This window comes from Caballeronia sp. GAWG1-1 (genome assembly GCF_023631465.1).
Lineage (GTDB): Bacteria > Pseudomonadota > Gammaproteobacteria > Burkholderiales > Burkholderiaceae > Caballeronia.
In genome coordinates, this window is record NZ_JALQDB010000137.1 from 1 (window position 1) to 240 (window position 240).

Genomic DNA, 240 nt, shown 5'->3' on the forward strand with positions numbered 1-240 from the left:
GGCTTCGGCATGAACGCAACGTAATCGCGCTTCATCGTCTTGACGAAGCTTTCTGCCATGCCATTGCTCTGCGGGCTGCATACGGGCGTGGTCAACGGCTTGAGACCAATATCTGAAGCGAACGCGCGGGTCTTTTCGGCAATGTAACCCGAACCGTTGTCGCTGAGCCATTCGATTTGCGCGGGCGTTTTGCGAACGTTCCCGAAACGATGTTCGACAGCCGCCAGCATGACATCGCGC

The 240-nt window shown here is 57.1% G+C and carries 1 pseudogene; it reads right to left on the minus strand.

Annotated elements, in window-relative coordinates:
- Positions 1-240, minus strand: a pseudogene (locus NCT03_RS33780) (IS3 family transposase); the annotation flags it as partial.